This window comes from Roseospira goensis (assembly GCF_014197795.1).
Taxonomy (GTDB): domain Bacteria; phylum Pseudomonadota; class Alphaproteobacteria; order Rhodospirillales; family Rhodospirillaceae; genus Rhodospira; species Rhodospira goensis.
This window is the reverse complement of sequence record NZ_JACIGI010000009.1, coordinates 18,588-36,354: the sequence shown is the minus strand read 5'-3', so window position 1 is coordinate 36,354 and position 17,767 is coordinate 18,588. Positions and strand designations below refer to the sequence as shown.

Sequence of the window (17,767 nt, the reverse complement as noted above, 5' to 3'; positions counted from 1 at the left end):
CCCCCGTCGCCAGGACACCCGCGACCCACTCGGGAGCACAGCATCATGAGCACGCGGAGAATCGTGGTGACCGGCCTGGGGGTCATCGCCCCCACCGGCACCGATGTGGACACCTTCTGGGAGAACACCCGCCTGGGCCGGAGCGGCGTGTTCCGGATCGACACCTTCGACGTCGCCGGCTTCCAGTCGCAGGTCGCCGGCGTGGTCCGCGACTTCCGCCCCGAGGACCATGGCCTGGAGGACGCCGAGGCGCGCGGCCTGGACCGCTTCGCCCAGTTCGCCCTGGCCGCCGCCGCCGAGGCCATGGGCCGTGCCGGCCTGGCCGACGGGGGCTGCGACCCGGACCGTCTCGGTGTCAGCGTGGCCACCGCCATCGCCGGCACCAAGTACATGGAAGAGGCATTCCTGCGCCTGACCGACGGGGCCACGGCGCCGCTCGACGCCACCCGCTCGGACCCGGCGCTGCTGCCCGGGACCTGCTTCCACGTCGCCTCGTCGGAGATTGCCCGGACCTACGGCGCGCGCGGCCCGGTCAGCACCCTGGCGACAGGCTGCACCGCCGGCCTGGACGCGCTCGGCGAGGCCATGGAGATGATCCGCGCCGGCGAGGCCGACGTGGTCATCGCCGGCGCCGCCGAGGCCCCACTGACCCCCATCGCCATGGGCGCCTTCGACATCATCGGCGCCATCACCAGCGACCGCAACGACACGCCGGAGACCGCCTCGCGGCCCTACGACGCCTCCCGGTCCGGGTTCGTGCTGGCCGAGGGCTGCGGCATCCTGGTGCTGGAGGACCTGGAGCACGCCCGCCGGCGCGGTGCCCCCATCCTGGTGGAACTGACCGGCTTCGGCTCCACCTGCAACGCCTATCACATGACCGACCTGCTGCCCGAGGGCCTGGACCTGCACCGGGCCATGCGGCTGGCGCTGACGGACGCCGGGATCGCCCCCGAGCGCATCGACCATGTCAACGCGCACGGCAGCTCGACGCCGCAGAACGATGTCAACGAGACCAACGCGGTCAAGCGCACCCTGGGTCCGCGGGCGCACGAGATCCCGATCTGCTCGCTGAAGTCCATCGTCGGGCACGCCCTGGCGGCGGCCAACACGGTCGAGGTGGTCGCGCTGGTGCAATCCATCGTGCACCAGGAAACGCCGCCCACCAGCAACCTGGTCGACCCCGATCCGCGCTGCGACCTGGACTATGTGCCGGACGGGCCGCGCCAGGCCCGCATCGACGTCGCCCTGAAGGACGCCAGCGGGTTCTCCGGCATCCACAGCGCCCTGATCGTCGCCCGCTACGACCCGGCCGCGTCCGGTTCCCATCCCCATTCCGAGGAGGCTCGCGTCGCATGACCCGTGACGTCGTCATCACCGGCATCGGCGTTGTGCTGCCGAAGACCCGGACCGTCGAGGACCTGTGGGCTCACGGCACCGCCCCGGGCCATGGCCGCGCCCCGACCGTCGAACGCCTGTCGCCGCGCCTGCACGGCAGCCGCATCGACGAGACCGTTCTGGACAACGCCCTGCCGCCGCGGCTGGCCCGCAAGCTGGACGTGTTCACCGTCTACGCCCTGGTGGCCACGCAGTCGGCCATCGCGGACGCCGGCCTGGACCTGGCCGCCATCGACCGCACCCGCTGCGGCGCCTTCGTCGGCAACTGCTTCGGCGGCTGGCGCTTCACCGAGCGCGAACTGCGCCACCTGCACACCCAGGGGCCGCGCAGCGTCAGCCCGTTCCAGGCCACGAGCTGGTTCCCGGCCGCACCGCAGGGGCAGATCACGATCGTCCACGGCCTCAAGGGGTTCAGCAAGACCTACATGGCCGACCGCATGAGCAGCCTGGTTAGCGTGGCCGCGGCCGCGCGCCAGATCCGCCAGGGCCAACTCGACGTCGCCATCGCCGGTGGCGCCGAGAGCACCAACACCGACTTCGTGCGCGCCGCGCTGGAGCACGTCGCCGCCGCCAACGGCGAGCCGGCCCCGCACGACAGCGGGTTCGCGGTGTCGGAGGGCGCGGTGTTCCTAATCCTGGAGGATGCCGCCCACGCCCGGGCGCGCGGCGCCAGGGTCTACGCGCGGGTGCAGGCGTTCGCCATGCGCAACGCGCCCTGCGGGCCGGACCAGTACGGCACCGACCCCGACACCCTGCAAGGCACCATGCGCCGGGTGCTCGGCAACATGAAGGCGGACATCGTGCTGCCCGACGCCAGCGGGCTGGCGCGGGTCGACGCCTGCGAGCAGGCGGCGCTGGCGGCGGTCTGCCCCGGCGTGCCGACGCTGCGCCCCAAGGACCGCTACGGCCACGCCTTCGGGGCCGAAGGGGCGCTCGACGTGGCCTTCGCCAGCCTGATGCTGCACCGCCAGCGGTCGCTGCCCGGGACCGCGCCCGACGATTCCGCCCCCCCGTTCGCCGCCCCCGACGCAACCCCCGCCACGATCGAGCGGGTCCTGATCAACGCCTGCGCCATGGGCGGCGGCGCGGGCAGCCTCGTGCTCACCAAAGAGACCTGAAGGGAGACCTGAGATGACCAGCACCACCGACCGTGTTCATGCCGTCGTCATTGAGGCCATCGCCGAGTCCATCAGCGTGGACCCCGCCACCATCCAGCCCGACACCGCGTTCGAGGACGACCTGGGCATCGATTCGACCGAGCTGATCGGGATCATCGTCGACATCGAGACCGCCTTGCAGGTCAGCCTCAAGGGCGTCGACTACGCCGGGCTGAAGACCCCGGCGGATCTGGTCGCGGCGACCCTCGCCCGGCTGCGGGTGGCGGAGCCCGCCTGAGCCCCACGCGCCGCTTCGCCGGCCCACGGACGGTCCCGGATCGCCGACGCAGAAGCGGCGCCGGGTCCGGACAGTCCGCCCGCGCTCGACCCGGAGACGCGGGTCCGGTCCCCGCCGCGCCCGCGCGCGCGGCGACCACCAGGGAGGTCCTCATGCTGCACACCTTCATGTTCTACGACCGCGCCCCCGACGACCTGCCGGGCTGGCCCATCCTGCGCCGCATCAGCGGGCGCGGCGGACGCCTCGCGCTGCCACTGTCGCCCGCCGACGCCGACGCCTTCGATCGTCGCGGCTACGGCGGCGGCCGGTTCGGCTACGTCACCCTCGATGCCGGCATCGACGGCAGCGCCCCGCTGCCCGGCCCCAAGGGCGTCCGCCCCACCCTGGTGCTGCGGACCCGGCGCGCGATGCGCACCCAGGGGCGGACCTGGACCGCGCCCCAGGCCCCCGCCGCCGGCGTGGTCATGCTGATCCTGAGCGAACTGGCGGCCCCGGATGCCGACGCCTTCCTGGCACAGTTCACCACCGCCAGCGCCTTCATGGCCGAGCAACCCGGGTTCTGCCTCACCCGCCTGTACCGGGCGGAGTCCGCCGAGGAGGAGGCGGGGGCGACCTTTGTCAACGTCGCCGCCTGGACCGGCCTGCGGCCGTTCGTGCGGGCGTTCTCCAGCGAGGCGTTCAAACGCATCCTGGTGGGCGGGTTCGAGGCCCGCAGCCGCATCATGGTCGCCCGTGTCCCCGCCGTCGAGGATCGGGAGGCTGCGTGATGATCGCCCGTATCGACATCCTGGAGACACCCGACGCGGGGCCGGCGGCGCGCCTGTGGGGGCGCGCCCTGCGGGCGGCGGCCGGCATGCCCGGCTTCCGCGGCGCCCGCCTGCTGCGGGTCTACCGCCGTCTCAACCGGACGGGCTACGCCCTGGTCGGCCTCAGCCGGTGGGACAGCCTGGCCGCCTATCACGGCGCCGAGGACGCCCTGCACCGGCGCCCCTTCGGCCCCGAGACGCCGCCCGGAGTCAATCTTTACGGCCGCGTGGACGCCAGTCCGCCGTGTGCGCAGCCGGTCGAGGCCGAGCAGATCGTGGTCACCAACCCCTACCGCATCGACCGCGGCGCGGCGGCCGAGAACGCCCGCATGTGGGCCGCCACCAAGACGCTGATGCAGACGCGCGAGGGCTTCCTGGACGCCGAGCTGTTCCAGAGCTTCCACCCGGACGCCGACGCCTACTACTTCGTCAGCCGGGCGCGCTGGCGCACCGAGGCCGACTTCCTGCGCCAGTTCGCCGGCCAGGACTACAAGGCCCTGGTCGCCCCCTACGAGGGCACCTTCCAGATCTGCTTCTCGCGCGTCGCGGACGACGTTCCCGACCCGGCCGCCCCGGCCATCCCCGGGGGCGCCGACGCACCCGCGCCCGCGCCGTCCCTCTCCCTCTCCCTCGCCACCGAAGGGGTGTCGTCATGATGATGGTCATTGATTTCCTGGAGACCGAGGACCGCACGCGGGCCAAGGAGACCTGGTGCGCCGTCAGCGGCTTCCTGTCGCAGCGGCCCGGTTTCCGCGACGGCCAGCTCGTCGAGACCTTCCAGACCGTGCAGGCCCGCGCGGACTACGCCCTCGCCAGCATCTGCCAGTGGGACAGCGAGGCCGATTGGGACGCCGCCCGCGCCGCGGCCAAGGCCACCCCGGCGGTGACGACGGTGCTCGGCGGGTCCGGGACCCGCTTCACCAGCCTGAAGACCGAACTGGTGGACGGCCGGCCCTACGTCTACCAGACCGCATCGCCGCACCTGGTGTTGCTCGACGTCATCTACCTCCAACCCGGCCAGGCCGACGCCTACGCCGCCATGTGGCACGAGGCCGCCGATTTCATGGGCACGCAGCCCGGTTTCGTCAACGCCAGCCTGTTCCGCAACAGGAACACCGACGACGCCATCGCGTTCGTCAACATCGCCGAGTGGGACTCGCCGCGCCCGTTCTTCGACGCCGTGCACACGGACCGGTTCAACGAGATCGTCGCGCCCTTCAAGGAGGATTTCTCCCTGTTCCTGACCACGCGGACGGCCTACCGGAGCCGCAACGCGGCGTCGCTGCTGATGGGGGACGCGGCATGATCTACCTGACCGACATCGTGCTGGGCGCGCCAGACCCCGCCGTGCGCGACGCCTGGGTGGCGGAGACCCAAGCCCTGAGCGGCCGGCTCGGTCCCTGCGCCGCCGAGCTGTTCGAGATCAGCGAGGACATCCGGGACGCGCACTACGCCTATGTGGGGCTGCGCGCCTGGGCGGCGGATCCGGACCTGGAGGACGCGCTCGCCGGCGGCGCCCTCGACGGCAGCGTGGCCGGCCGCCCGGTGGAGCGGGTGGTGCTGCGGCTGCGCACCCAGCTTGGCGCGCCGGCGCCGACGGCCCCCGGCACCGTCTGGCTCGTCAACCCGTTCGAGATCGCCGGCGCCGAGATCGCGGGAGCGCTGGCGATGTGGGACCGGGCCAAGGACCACATGGAGGCCCACGCCGGGTTCGTGAACGCGCGCCTGTTCCGGGCCCGCTCGCCGCACGCCCGCTACGGTCTGCTCAACGTCTCGCAGTGGCGCAGCGCCGCCGACTTCAAGGCCGCCCTGGGCGACCGCGCCTATGACCGCCACCGCGCACGGTCGCTGGCCTACCGGCTGCATCCGTCGCTGTGCCGGCGCGTGGTGGCCCCCGTCGACGGTCCGCCGGGGGTGGCAGGCCCGGCCGCCGCCGGCCTCGTCGCCGCGGACTGATTGACCTGGTCTCAAACCCGAAAGGAGCGCGCCATGTCGCGACCCGTGGCCCTCGTCACCGGCGCCAGCCGGGGCATCGGGCGGGAAATCGCCCGCCATCTGGCCGACCGGCAGTTCGACCTGATCCTGGTGGCGCGCGATCAGGCCCGCCTCGCCGCCGCCGCCGCGGATCTGCGCGAGCGTGGTGGCGGGGCGGCCGACCCGCTGCCCGTCGACGTCTGCGACCTCGACACCGCCCCCGGCGCGGTGCGGGCGGCGGTGGCGCGGCGCGGCCGACTCGACGTGCTGGTCAATGCCGCCGGCATCTTTCACTTCGGCACCAGCACCCTGGCCGTCGCCGACCTGGAGGCCCTCCTGCGCACCAACGTGCTGGCGATCCATGCCCTGTGCCAGGCCTGCCTGGAGCCGCTGGCGCAGGCCGCGCCCGGCCGCATCTTCAACATCGCCTCCGTCGCCGGCCTGGAGCCGTTCGCGCCGGTGGGCGGCTATGCCGCCAGCAAGCACGCCCTGGTCGGCTACGGGCGCTCGCTGGCGCGCGAGTTGCTGCCCCGCGGCATCCGGGTGACCACGCTGTGTCCCGACGTGGTCGACACCGACATGGGGGCGGGCTCCGGCATGCCGCCCGAGGACATGATCGCGCCGGCCGATCTGAGCCGGGCGGTGGACTTCGTGATGGGGCTGTCGCCGGGAGCGGTGGTCGAGACCCTCGCCATCGGCTGCCGGCCTCCGACCCAGGGTGCCCGGGCGGGGGCCTAGGCCGGCCGCGCCGGGGACGGCACCACCCTGGCAGCCGGTCTCGCTGTCCGCCCTGGCGTGCGCGGCCACCGCGCCCGGGGCCGCCGACGCCGTCCATGTGGTCGTAATCGACGGCGGCCCGGGCGTCGACTGGCGCCCGCGCAGTGCGCGGACGGCGCGCACGCTGCTGCACGCTGTGACCGGCGACTCCAGCCTGGGCATCCACAAGGATCCGCGCGGCAAGCCCTTCGTTCCGAGACGGCCAGGGGGGCGGCCGGTGCATCTCAGCGTCAGCCACAGCCGGCACGTCTTCGCCCTGGCCGTGGGGCCGGTCCCGCTTGGTCTTGACGTCGAGGGCCTGCGCCATCCCACCCGCTGGCGGTCTGTATACGCCTGGATCACGCCGCCGGCGGAGCGGCTGCCGGATCCGGACCCGGATACGTTCCTGCGCGGCTGGACCGCCCGGGAAGCCGTGGTCAAGCTGCTCGGGACCGGGCTCAACCACGGGCTGGATACGCTGTCGCTGCCGCCCGACCCCCCGTCCACCGCGCCGGGGCCGCCCGCCGGGTCGAGCCCCTTCCGGCCGGTCCCGCTGGACGGCGGGCCGTGCTGGATCACCCATCTGGCGCCGTGGCGGGAGCGGGCGGTCGCCCTCGCCCTGGAGAGTCCGCAGCCCGTGCGTAGCTATGTCGTGATTGACGCTCTGGTCGTTTGAGGCTTACGACAGACCGGTCAGGTAACGGTTCGTGACGTGCCATGTAAGGGGAGAGGGAAACGGAGATGTAAGGGGAGGTCCGTGCGTCTTGCCAAACTCATGGAGTGCATAGAAAAGTGCCGGATACCCATACGAGCAATGACCTGCTCCTCACCGATATCATGCTTGAGATCTTTCGGCTGCGCCGGAAGCTGCTCGACAAGGGCGATGATCTCGTCAGGCCGCTGCGCATGACCAGCGCCGACTGGCAGCTTCTGGGCGCCGTGGCCCTGGCCGGACAGCCGATGACGACACCGATGATCGCGGAAGCCATGGGCCTGACCCGCCAGGGCGCCCAGAAGCGGCTGAACCGGATGGTCGAGCAGGGCTATTTCCGCCAGCAGGCCAACCCCCGCCACGAGCGGTCGCCGCTGTACGTCCTGACCGAGTACGGATCGGCGGCGTTCAACAAGGCGATGGCGCTGCACGCGCGCTGGGCCAGCGCGCTGGTGCAGGACCTCGACCCGGATCACCTCGAACACGCCCTGGAGGTGCTGCAGGCGTTGGGGCGCCGCCTAGAGGACGTCAGGGTTCCGCGCGCCGGCGTCCCGGGGACGGGGGAGGACGGCGCGGCAGGGGGCGGACCGGGGGGCGTCAGCGCGCCTCAAGGTCCATCTTGAGGCTGAGCAGCTTGAGCACGTCGCTTTGCGCCAGCACCCCCACCGGCCGGTGCCCATCCGCCACGATCAGGGCGTCGACTGCGTGGGTCTGGAGCTTGGCGACGGCGTCCATGGCGTCCGTGGTGGGCGCGACGATCTCGGCCCGGTCGGCCGGGATCATGACGGCGCGCACCGGCGTCGTCTCCCAGTCGGCGCGCGGCACGGTGCGGATCTCCGCCAGCCCGATCACACCCACCAGGCCGCCGTCCTCGACCACCGGGAAGGCCGGCTGCTGGGTGGCGTAGACGTAGCGGTCGACCAGCGCGGCCAGGGTCATGTCGGCGGGAACCGCCTCGGTCAGGGGGTGCATGACGTCCTCGGCGCGCACGCCCGTCATGAGCCGGCGGATCTCCATCTGCTGGTAGCTGCCGGAGGCGGCGGCACGGATGAACATGCCGATCAGGATCCACCACAGCCCGGCGACGAAGGCGCCCTGTAGCGCCGAGACCACCCCCAGGACGATCAGGGCCAGCCCGAACAGCGCGCCCATGCGCGAGGCCCAGCGCGTCGCCCAGCGCAGGTCCTTGCTGATCGCCCACAGCGTGGCCCGCAGGGCGCGCCCGCCGTCCATGGGGAACGCCGGGATCAGGTTGAAGACCGCCAGGATCAGGTTGAGCCAGCCCAGGTAGTCGATCACCGCGACGGCGGGGCCGGCACCCTCCGGTCCGCGCCCCAACGCCGCCAGGCCCAGCAGCAGGGCCGCCAGCACCAGGCTGATGGCGGGGCCGGCCAGCGCCATGACCAGTTCGCCCTTGGCGCTGGCCGGCTCCTGGTCCATCTCCGCCATGCCGCCGAACAGGAACAGGGTGATGCCCTTCATCTCCATGCCCATGGCGCGCGCGGCCAGGGAATGCGACAGCTCGTGGATGACGATGGAGGCGAACACCCCGATCACGCCCGCCGCCGCCATCCACCAGTAGGTCGCGGCGGGCCAGCCGGCATAGGTCGCGGGAAAGAAGCCGCGGGCCAGCGAGATGGCGATCAGGATGGCGAGGAAGGCCCAACTGACGTTGACCCGCACCTCGAAGCCGAAGACGCGGAATAGCCGGAGCGTGCGTCCGAACATGGCTGGCGTGCTCCCAAGGCGGCGCCCGCCGCGCCGCGGATGGCCCATACCGCCCAGTAGCGCACGCCGGCCCCGGCAAGCGCCTTAACGTGGGTTAAGGCGCCGGCGGCGGAACCGTACCACGCTAGGCTGCGCACAAACGCGAAGCGCCGTCCGTGCCCCCGGCCCTGCGGCCGGCGACGGGCGGGCGGCCCGGCACGGAGCGGAACCATGAGCGATCAGGGGCGCGTGGCCCTCGTCACCGGGGGCGTCCAGGGTCTGGGGGCGGCCACGGTGCGGGCGCTGGCGGCGCGCGGGTTCGCCGTCGCCGCCGGCTGCCGCACGGTGCGCGACGAGGCCCAGGCGTTCGCCGACGAGAGCGGCGCCCGGGTCTACGGCTGGGACGTGGCCGACTTCGACGCCTGCGGCGAGGGCATCGCCGCGGTCGAGCGCGATCTGGGACCGGTCGACGTGCTGGTCAACAATGCCGGGGTCACCCGCGACGTCATGCTGCACAAGATGAGCCGGGCGGACTGGGACGCCGTCGTCGACGTCGACCTGGGCTCGATGTTCAACATGTGCCGCCACGTCATCGGCGGCATGCGCCAGCGCGGCTACGGCCGCATCGTGAACATTTCCTCGGTCAATGGCCAGCGCGGCCAGGCCGGGCAGACCAACTACTGCGCCGCCAAGGCCGGGGTGCTGGGCTTCACCCGGGCGCTGGCGCGCGAGGGCGCGGGCAAGGGCATCACCGTCAACGCCGTCGCCCCCGGGTTCTCGGACACCCGCATGGTGGCGGCCGTCCCCGACGACATCCTGCAGCGCATCCTCGCCCAGGTGCCCCTGGGGCGCCTGGGCGAACCCTGGGAGATCGCCCGCTGCGTCGCCTTCCTGGCCTCCGAGGACGCCGGCTTCATCACCGGCGCCACCCTGGCGGTCAACGGTGGATTCTACATGACCTGACGCCAGCGCCAGGCCAAACCGCATGCGGAGGGACAGGCCATGAGCGCCGCCAAGCCGAGCAACGTCGTCGCCCATCCGGCGAGCGTCGAGGCGCGCCCGCCGGCCGCGGAGACCCGCGAAGAGCGCCAGGGCCTGACGGCGAGCCCGCCGGAGATCGCCGAGCCGGAGGCCTTCGAACTCGACGACCGCTTCAGCACCGAGAGCCTCGACCGCGCGTTCAAGGCGCATCTGGCGCGGTTCACGGTCGGCGTGACCCCCTTCGGTCTGACCGCCACCATGCTGTCGTGGTGGGTGCACCTGATGGGCTCGCCGGGCAAGCACGCCTTCCTGACCGAGAAGGCGGTCCGCAAGATGATGCGGCTGGGCGTCTATCTGGGCGCCCTGGCCCGCGACCGCCACGCCCCGCCGTGCATCGAGCCGCTGGCGCACGATCACCGCTTCGACGACCCGGGCTGGCGGCACTGGCCCTACGCGGTGATCTACCAGAGCTTCCTGCTGACCCAGCAGTGGTGGCACAACGCGACCAACGACATCGACGGCCTGTCCCATCACCAGGAGCAGGTGGTGTCCTTCGTCACCCGCCAGCTCCTGGACACCGTCTCGCCCGCCAACTTCGTCTGGACCAACCCCCAGGTGACCAAGACCACCCTCGAACAGGGCGGCATGAACCTGCTCCAGGGCTTCCAGAACTTCGTCGAGGACTGGGAGCGCGCCATCTCCGGCAAGCCGCCGGTGGGGGCCGAGGATTTCGTGCCCGGCCGCACGGTCGCGATCACGCCGGGCAAGGTGGTGTACCGCAATGACCTGATCGAGTTGATCCAGTATGCGCCGACCACCGAGCGGGTGCAGGCCGAGCCGGTGCTGATCGTGCCGGCCTGGATCATGAAGTACTACATCCTCGACCTGTCGCCGGAGAACTCGCTGGTCCGCTATCTGGTCGGCCAGGGGTTTACCGTGTTCATGATCTCGTGGCGCAACCCCACCGCCGAGCACCGCGATTTCGACATGGCCGACTACCTCCAGATGGGGGTGAGCGACGCCCTGGACGCGGTCACCGCCATCGTGCCGGGCCAGAAGGTGCACAGTGTCGGCTACTGCATCGGCGGCACCCTGATGGCCATCGCGGCGGCGGCGATGGCGCGCAGCGGCGACGACCGTCTGAAGACGCTGACCCTGTTCGCCACCCAGACCGACTTCAGCGAGGCCGGCGAACTGATGCTGTTCATCAGCGAAAGCCAGGTCGCGTTCCTGGAGGACGTGATGTGGGACCAGGGCTACCTGGACACCAAGCAGATGGCCGGCGCGTTCCAGCTCCTGCGCTCCAACGACCTGCTGTGGTCGCGGTACGTGCACGAGTACCTGATGGGCCGCCGCCAGGGCATGTTCGACCTGATGGCCTGGAACGCCGATGCCACCCGCATGCCGTACCGGATGCATGCCCAGTACCTGCGCCACCTGTTCCTGAACAACGAATTGGCCCAGGGCCAGTACAAGGTGGGCAGTCATCCCGTGGCCCTGAGCGATATCGACGTGCCGGTGTTCTGCGTCTCGACCACCAGCGACCACGTCGCGCCCTGGCGCTCGGTCTACAAGCTGCACCTGCTGGCCCACACCGACATCACCTTCACGCTGACCAATGGCGGGCACAACGCCGGCATCATCAGCGAGCCCGGCCACGCCGGGCGCCGCTTCCGGATCCTGACGACGCGGGTGGACGACAACTATCTGTCGCCCGAGGCCTGGCAGGACGAGGCCGAGGCGCACGAGGGATCCTGGTGGCCCGCCTGGTCCGCGTGGCTGACCGAACGGTCGTCGGGCGCGGCGGATCCGCCGCAGATGGGCGGCGGGGTGCGCGCCTATCGACCCAAAGCGGATGCGCCGGGCAGCTACGTCATGCAGCGCTGAGAGGACTGCCGGCGGCGTCGGGCAGCGCCGCCGGCATGGCGTCCTGCGCGATATCGGCGTATCCTGTTCGTCCCTTGCTTCAGACGGGAAGGGGGCGGGTCCGCGCCCGGTGCGGTGCCGTGCCGGTCGACGCGGGTGGAGGCGCCGATGCTCGAGTCATGCGCCGCGCCGGACGCACTGTGCGCGCCGGCGGCGGCCGCGGACGCCGGTGAGCGGTGTCCGTCCCGGTCCGGGGCGCTGTCGCCCGGCGACGGCGCCGCGCGCTGGGGCGGCCGACCGCGGCGCGTGCCGGCCGGGACCGAACTCCGGTTCGAGGGCGATCCCGCCGACAGCGTGCTGTGGGTGCTGACCGGGTGGGTGGCGCTGTCCAAAAGCCTGGACGACGGCCGCCGCCAGATCCTCGACCTCGTGCTGCCCGTCGATCTCATCCAGGCCGTCGCCGCCGACGGGGCCACCTCGTCGTGCCGCATCACCGCGTTGACCGAGACCGTGATCGCCGCCTGTGCGTGGCCCGCCTTCGCCCGCCGGCTGGCCGCGACGGCGGCGCTGCGCGAGCTGGTCGATCGGCTCGCCGCCGCCGCCGCCGCGCGCCAGACCGAACGCATGCTGCGCCTGGGCCAGGGCACGGCCTATGAACGCGTCGCCCACGTGCTGCTGGAACTGTTCGTGCGGCTGGAGGCGGCGCACCAGACCGCCGAGACGGCCTTTCCGCTGCCCATCACCCAGACCGAGCTGGGCGACCTGACCGGCCTGACCAGTGTGCACGTCTGCCGCACCCTGCGCCGGCTGGCCCGCAACGGCGTGATCCGTCATCCCGATCACGCCATCGTGATCCGCGACGTGGCGGAACTGTGCCGCATCAGCCGCCTGTCGCTCGACCAGTTCCGGACCCAGATCCTGCCACCCGGCCTGACGATGGCGCGCCCGGCCCTGGCCTGACCCGCCCCGCCGCCACCGCCACCGCCACCGCCACCGCCGGCCGGCAGGGCGCCAACGCCGGCCGGCAGGGCAAGGGCGAACGCCGGGTGGCGGCCGTCATCAGCCGATTGCGACAAACCGGACTCGGGGCGCGATTTCGGTTTATGGCGATAATCGGCTGTAAAATCAATAATGTAGAGCCGATTCACGTTCGAAATCGGACTGCATCTGCGGTTCCGATTTCGAACAATCGGCTCATGGGGTCGGGTCCGCGGGCGTGGGCGGCCGGGGCGTGGTGGCGAGCAGGCGCTGCACCACGACCGGCGCGGCGATGCAGGTCACCAGGCTGACCAGCACGGCGGCGGTGTAAAGCCGTTCCGGCACCGCCCAATCTCCCAGGGTGACGCCGTGCAGCATGACGATGAGGAAGATCTCGGCGCGCGGCACCATGCTGACGCCGATCAGCAGGCCGTCGCGCCGGCTGGCCACCAGGGCGGCCGGCAGGCCGGCGCCCAGCAGCTTGCCCAGGACGGCCGCGCCCAGCAGCACCAGGCCGATCCCGAGCGCCTGATGCAGCGCGGTGACGTTCACCGCCACGCCGATGACGACGAAGAAGAAGGGCGCGAACAGGGTGTACAGCACCGCGAACGAGCGGTCGATCTCGCGCTCGGCCGGGTCGCGGCTGAAGGCCAGGCCGGCGAACAGGGCGCCGATGGCCATGGAGAACCCGAGCAGGTCGGCGACCGCGGCGATCAGGAAGGTCGCCCCGGCGGCGAACACCAGCGGCCCGAGTCCGGGGTCAAGGCGGTGGAACCAGGCCGTCAGAGGCTTCTCCAGGCGGCGTGAGAACAGGTAGCAGCCAAGGCAGAACAGCGCCAGCTTGGCGATCTGCCAGCCCGCCGCCTGGGCGGCGGCGCTCCACAGCGGGCCGTTGTCCGCGGCCTGGAGGATCGGCACCATCGCGAACAGCATGCTCAGCAGGATCACCGCCGAGACGTCGTCCAGCTCCGCCACGTCCAGCAGCAGCGCCCCGCGCGGGGTGTTGAGGTGGCCGCTCTCCTCCCACACCGCGGTTGAGACGCCGATGCTGGTGGCGCTGGCGGCGACGGCGACGAACAGCGCCGGGATCAGGCCGTAGCCGGGCCACAGGGACACAACCAGGAAGGCCAGCGCCGCCGCCACGGCCATGTTGGGCAGCCAGATGACCGCCGCGTTGCGCAACTGCTGCACCAGCAGGCCGAGGTCGCTTTCCAGCCCGACCCGGAACAGCAGCACCACCACGCCCAGCTTGGCCAGGACCTCCAGGTTGTGATGAAGGGCCGGGGTGAGGAACGGCACCAGGGTATCGAGCCCCGACAGTCCCACCCCGATCAGGATGAAGCCCGCCATGGCCGGCAGCCGCCAGCGCGCCAGGCCGCTGCGCAGCAGGGTGCCGGCCAGGGTGACGGTCCCCAGGAGCAGCAGCAGAAGGGCGTATTCCTGCGGTGATTCGATCATGGCGACTCTCTCGGCTGGTCCGGCCTTCGCACGCTCGCAGCCGGCGCCCTGTCGGGCGCGCCGGGTCCACCACTATAGAGTATCCCCGGTGCCCGGCATTGATCCATGTGAGAGGGGCGCCGTCCGAGCCGTCCGAGCTGTCAGTCCGGAGCGCCCGCGATGGCCTCGAAGAGGCTGCAGCAGATCGCCGGATTGCTCTTCAGCCAGTCGTAGGCGGTCCCGGGGGGCGCCGTGACCTGCGCGGACGAGATGGTGAAGGGCGCCCCAAGCGACCGATAGCCCATGTTCCAGCCCGTGAACAATCGGTGCGCCAGGTTCCCCTCGGCGACACACGCGACGTCCGCGTGACGCGGGTCCCGTGTGATCGCCGCGAACAGGCTCCGGACCGCCTCCTCATCGCCTTCCAGGTACTGGACGAAGGTCTGGTCCAGGTAGAACAGATAGCCGGTGAGGCCGTTCATAAGGTTGAATCGGCTGGCCTGCTCCACCAGACCCTTGAGGGACTCCTGTGTCACCGGATCGGTTGCGCGGCTGACGTAGATCAGGAAGAACGGCTCGTCCGTGGTGCGCCGCTGCGCCGTGATCGACTCCTTGAAGACGGCGAGGAAGTCGGCCTCGGGCATCGGTCGGTGGAAGAAGTAGCCCTGGATCTGGTCGCATCCCAGCAGGCGCATCTGATTGCGCTGCGAGGCTGTCTCGACACCCTCGGCCACCAGTTTCAACCGAAGGGACTTCGCGATCCGGCACAGGGCCGAGACGATGACCCGGCTTTCCTGGGTCTGGTCGACGCTTTGAACGAACACCTTGTCGATCTTCAAGGTATCGGCGTTCAGGCGCATCAACTGGGCCAGGGACGAGTACCCCGTTCCGAAATCGTCGACCGCGATCGCGATGCCGAGGCCCGAGAGCCGCTTGATCATGTCCCGGTTGGCCTGAACGTCGGCCATCAGCGAGGTTTCGGTGACCTCGATCTGCAAGCGGGTCGGATCGGCGCCGGTGCGGTCCATGATGGCTGTGAAGTCCGCCACCAGCCCGGCGTCCGACAGCTGCCGGGCGGAGACGTTGACCGAGACGAACGGTGCCGCGTCCCCGAACCGGTCCCTCCAGGTGCGCTCGGCCCTGCACGCCTGTTCGAACACCCATCGTCCGATGGGCACGATGGACCCGGTCATCTCCGCGACCGGGATGAACGCCGACGGGCTGACGTCGCCGATGGCCGGGTGCCAGCGCAGCAAGACCTCGGCGCCGATGACGAAGCCGGTTTCGGCCTGGACGATGGGCTGGAACAAGACGCGGAGTTCGTCGCGCTCAACGGCGGTGCGCAGGCCGGTGGAGATGGCGAGACGCTGGGAGGCCTCCGCCTGCAGGCTCTCATTGAAGAACTGCCAGCCGTCACGCCCCTTGGCCTTGACCGCGTACATGGCCGTATCGGCGGCCCGGAAGATGTCCTCCATCGTGTGGGTCGCGCCGTGGCCGACCGCAATGCCAATGCTCGCGGTCACGTAGACACTCGTGCCGTCGATCGGAAAGGGCCGGCGCAGCGCGCTCAGGATGCGATCGGCAACGGCGGAAATGGCGATCGGCGTGTTGACATGCTCGCACAGGACCACGAACTCGTCGCCGGCGATACGGCTGACCGTATCGCCGGGTCGCACGGTCTCGATCAGCCGCTGCGCCGTGGTCGTCAGGACCTGGTCGCCGGCCGAGTGCCCGTGGGTGTCATTGATCTCCTTGAAGCCATCAAGATCGACGAACAGAACCGCCACACTCTCGGACTGTCGGCGGGATCGGAGCAGCGCGTTCTCCACCCGGGACTGGATCAGCGCCCGGTTGGGCAACCCGGTGAGCGGATCGTGCGTCGCGCGCCGTGTCAGATCCTCCTCGGCCTGTTTCGTCGCCGTGAGGTCGCGCATCGTCGCGACGAGAACCCAGTGGTTCCCGTCGAGGAACTTGGCGATCGACGCCTCCAGCGGGAAGAACGTTCCGTCCTTGCGATAGCCCGTGATATCGCCGCGACACTGGCGCATGAGTCGTTCGTCGGCGTCGTCTTGCAGAAACCGTCGGAACAGGTGCTCGTGGTGCTGACGCAAGTGCGGCGGAACGAGAAGATGGACGGACGTTCCCTCGAGTTCGTCGCCCTCGTATCCAAACATCGCGTTGGCGGCCGCATTGCAGTCCGTGATGACGCCATCCGTGTTGGTGGCAATAATGGCCAGGTCCGTGAGGGATAGAATCTTTCGCAGGGATCCCAGAGTGCGCTGTTCGAGGGCGGTGTCCTCGACGGATCGCGTCGCGATGTCGGCGGGGGGCACGGCCGGCGCCATCCAGCCTTGACCGAACAGGGTCCGATATCGTTCGGGGATTTTCGGCGCCAGCAGGCCGAACCTGTCGATAATCTCGAACGTTCCGTCTGCCCTGCATCGGGTCAGATAGGTGTTCACATGCGCATGGTTGAGGCGGGGTTCCATCAGGACCTTGCCCTGTGGGGCGTCGATCTCGACGTGTTGCAGCGCCTCCACCACGGCTTCGGCATCCACGCTTCCACAGGCCCGAACGGCCTCGGCGAACGCCTTGACGCAAATGTATGTGCCTTCGCCGAAGTTGGTCAGGACGCCATTCCCCCGCGGGTGCAGGCCGTCAACGTCCCAGCGGTCCTGAAGGGCCGCCAGGTAGGCCCGCGAGTCCGGCGTATCGACGGACATGAAGTAGGTGTTGACGGAATACAGGCCGTCACGGACCTGTGGGCTCAATGTCCGCGCAATGACCTCGTCGTAGTGCCCCATGACGACGGCCATGTGATCCTTCAGGCCCATCTCCGCGAAGGCGGTCAACAGGGCGATCTGGTCATGCCCGGCGAAGTACGGCACGAACACATCCGCGCCGGACCGCGCGACGCGCTCCAGCAGGCCGATGAGTTCGTCCTTGCTGACGCCAATCGACAGATACTCCTCCCCGACGACCTCGCCGCCCAGGGTCGCCAGCGACCGCATGCCGGCACTGATGGAGCCACGCGGCCATTCATAGTTATTCCCGGCAAAAAACACCTTCTTTCCATAGCGCCCGGCCATGAATGGAATCATTTTTTCGATCTGCTGATTGGGGAGGGCCGCAAAATGAAAGAAATACCGGGAAAATATACTGCCTTCATAGAAAGAAAAATTCAGGTAGGGAACCTTCAGCGGGTTGGCCACTTTGGCGGCGACGTCGATTCGCGAGTTCGACAGCAGATTGCCGATGATGGCATGGCAGCCGTGATCCTGAACCAGGCGCAGCGCCGCAGGAACGGCCGTCTGCGGCAGGCTGCCGTCGTCCTCGATCACCAGGTCCAGGGGGACCCCGAGCAGCCCGCCCGCCGCGTTGATCTGTTGAACGGCGATCTCGGCTGCCCACGTGATCTCCTGGCCGTACATTTCGACAAGACCGCTCAGGGGCGGCATCAGTCCGATCTTCACGGACGTCTTTACGGACGTGGGCATGGATGTGCTGGCCTGTGTTTGGTGTTCCCCTGCGCTGTGTGTGACAGAGTATAACCTCCGTGGCAGGGGGGTGTCGGACTCTTCGGTGAGGCGCCCGTATCCCCGGGATGATACCGACGGCCGCGCGGACCAGCCGGGCCATGGTCTGGACGGTCGAGTCGGTATCAGCAGAGCGCCGTATATTGGTCGCAGCCCTTTCTTTATTATGAGTTAAGTACCCCAGCGCGGGGGCGCCGCTGCCTGCAAGCCAAGGGGACCGCCGG

The 17,767-nt window shown here is 70.3% G+C and carries 16 protein-coding genes; 13 read left to right on the top strand and 3 right to left on the bottom strand.

The window, feature by feature from the left end; all coding sequences use genetic code 11:
* The first annotated feature begins 45 nt into the window (after positions 1–45).
* The 10 genes from GGD88_RS07030 to GGD88_RS06985 all read left to right on the top strand — a co-directional run bounded on the left by GGD88_RS07030 (position 46) and on the right by GGD88_RS06985 (position 7,661).
* Entirely contained in the window at positions 46–1,356 is a 1,311-nt protein-coding gene (locus tag GGD88_RS07030) for a beta-ketoacyl-[acyl-carrier-protein] synthase family protein (protein WP_184433368.1), read from the top strand.
* The gene (locus GGD88_RS07025; RefSeq protein ID WP_184433366.1) at positions 1,353–2,513 is read left to right on the top strand and encodes a beta-ketoacyl synthase N-terminal-like domain-containing protein; all 1,161 of its coding nucleotides are present in this window, start codon (positions 1,353–1,355) and stop codon (positions 2,511–2,513) included. The genes GGD88_RS07030 and GGD88_RS07025 overlap by 4 nt, the downstream gene beginning before the upstream one ends.
* Positions 2,514–2,526: 13 nt before the next feature.
* On the top strand, positions 2,527–2,790 hold the full coding sequence (locus GGD88_RS07020; protein WP_184433363.1) for an acyl carrier protein: 264 nt from the start codon (positions 2,527–2,529) through the stop codon (positions 2,788–2,790).
* A 152-nt stretch (positions 2,791–2,942) separates the two neighbouring features.
* Positions 2,943–3,557, top strand: a complete 615-nt coding sequence (locus GGD88_RS07015) for an antibiotic biosynthesis monooxygenase family protein (protein WP_184433360.1) — start codon at positions 2,943–2,945, stop codon at positions 3,555–3,557.
* Entirely contained in the window at positions 3,557–4,252 is a 696-nt protein-coding gene (locus GGD88_RS07010) for an antibiotic biosynthesis monooxygenase family protein (protein ID WP_184433357.1), read from the top strand. The genes GGD88_RS07015 and GGD88_RS07010 overlap by 1 nt, the downstream gene beginning before the upstream one ends.
* On the top strand, positions 4,249–4,902 hold the full coding sequence (locus tag GGD88_RS07005) for an antibiotic biosynthesis monooxygenase family protein (RefSeq protein WP_184433355.1): 654 nt from the start codon (positions 4,249–4,251) through the stop codon (positions 4,900–4,902). The genes GGD88_RS07010 and GGD88_RS07005 overlap by 4 nt, the downstream gene beginning before the upstream one ends.
* A complete protein-coding gene (locus tag GGD88_RS07000) occupies positions 4,899–5,552 on the top strand; it encodes an antibiotic biosynthesis monooxygenase family protein (RefSeq protein ID WP_184433351.1) in 654 nt (217 codons plus the stop codon). The genes GGD88_RS07005 and GGD88_RS07000 overlap by 4 nt, the downstream gene beginning before the upstream one ends.
* Before the next feature lie 33 nt (positions 5,553–5,585).
* The gene (locus GGD88_RS06995) at positions 5,586–6,308 is read left to right on the top strand and encodes an SDR family NAD(P)-dependent oxidoreductase (protein WP_184433349.1); all 723 of its coding nucleotides are present in this window, start codon (positions 5,586–5,588) and stop codon (positions 6,306–6,308) included.
* 97 nt (positions 6,309–6,405) lie between these two features.
* Positions 6,406–7,002, top strand: a complete 597-nt coding sequence (locus GGD88_RS06990; protein WP_184433346.1) for a 4'-phosphopantetheinyl transferase family protein — start codon at positions 6,406–6,408, stop codon at positions 7,000–7,002.
* Positions 7,003–7,163: 161 nt separating this feature from the next.
* Positions 7,164–7,661, top strand: coding sequence for a MarR family winged helix-turn-helix transcriptional regulator (locus GGD88_RS06985; protein ID WP_184433345.1), 498 nt, complete (start codon positions 7,164–7,166; stop codon positions 7,659–7,661).
* Here the strand turns inward: GGD88_RS06985 and GGD88_RS06980 are convergent.
* Positions 7,636–8,766: a site-2 protease family protein gene (locus tag GGD88_RS06980; RefSeq protein ID WP_184433343.1), complete on the bottom strand. Its 1,131-nt coding sequence runs from the start codon at positions 8,764–8,766 to the stop codon at positions 7,636–7,638. The two genes, GGD88_RS06985 and GGD88_RS06980, sit on opposite strands and share 26 nt — an antisense overlap.
* Before the next feature lie 210 nt (positions 8,767–8,976).
* Here GGD88_RS06980 and phbB point away from each other — a divergent pair, with 210 nt between their 5' ends.
* The 3 genes from phbB to GGD88_RS06965 all read left to right on the top strand — a co-directional run bounded on the left by phbB (position 8,977) and on the right by GGD88_RS06965 (position 12,552).
* Positions 8,977–9,708 carry an acetoacetyl-CoA reductase gene (gene phbB / locus GGD88_RS06975; RefSeq protein WP_184433340.1) on the top strand — a complete coding sequence of 244 codons (732 nt, stop codon included), beginning with the start codon at positions 8,977–8,979 and terminating at the stop codon, positions 9,706–9,708.
* 39 nt (positions 9,709–9,747) lie between these two features.
* Positions 9,748–11,613: a PHA/PHB synthase family protein gene (locus GGD88_RS06970; RefSeq protein ID WP_184433337.1), complete on the top strand. Its 1,866-nt coding sequence runs from the start codon at positions 9,748–9,750 to the stop codon at positions 11,611–11,613.
* A 147-nt stretch (positions 11,614–11,760) separates the two neighbouring features.
* Positions 11,761–12,552, top strand: coding sequence for a Crp/Fnr family transcriptional regulator (locus tag GGD88_RS06965; protein ID WP_184433334.1), 792 nt, complete (start codon positions 11,761–11,763; stop codon positions 12,550–12,552).
* A 234-nt stretch (positions 12,553–12,786) separates the two neighbouring features.
* On the opposite strand, the gene GGD88_RS06960 is transcribed toward GGD88_RS06965, so the two are convergent.
* Together GGD88_RS06960 and GGD88_RS06955 are read right to left on the bottom strand one after the other, a co-directional pair.
* Positions 12,787–14,028, bottom strand: coding sequence for a cation:proton antiporter (locus tag GGD88_RS06960; protein WP_184433331.1), 1,242 nt, complete (start codon positions 14,026–14,028; stop codon positions 12,787–12,789).
* A gap of 140 nt (positions 14,029–14,168) precedes the next feature.
* A complete protein-coding gene (locus tag GGD88_RS06955; RefSeq protein WP_221237042.1) occupies positions 14,169–17,480 on the bottom strand; it encodes an EAL domain-containing protein in 3,312 nt (1,103 codons plus the stop codon).
* Between the last annotated feature and the right edge of the window lie 287 nt (positions 17,481–17,767).